The sequence below is a fragment of the Planktothricoides sp. SR001 genome (assembly GCF_001276715.1).
Lineage (GTDB): Bacteria > Cyanobacteriota > Cyanobacteriia > Cyanobacteriales > Laspinemataceae > Planktothricoides > Planktothricoides raciborskii.
Genome location: NZ_LIUQ01000054.1, coordinates 1 through 202 on the forward strand (window position 1 = coordinate 1; position 202 = coordinate 202).

Annotated in this window: 1 protein-coding gene; it reads left to right on the forward strand. The window is 54.0% G+C overall.

The features are described from left to right. A partial coding sequence (locus AM228_RS35660) for a hypothetical protein (protein ID WP_231636922.1) occupies window positions 1-202 on the forward strand: 202 nt, incomplete at both ends.

Genomic DNA, 202 nt, shown 5'->3' on the forward strand with positions numbered 1-202 from the left:
AAGGAGGTTTAGGGGATGACACCCTTAGCTTGATCGGCGATGGCGGCTCTGGGAACATTTTGCGAGGCGGTAGCGGGTCGGATATCTACCGCGTGCGAGCCGGATACTGGGGTCAAGCAGGGGTTGAGATTTCTGATACAGAAGGAACCGATACGCTGATTATCCTCGAAAGTGATTTCCAGAACGGAGAATTCGTCGAGCC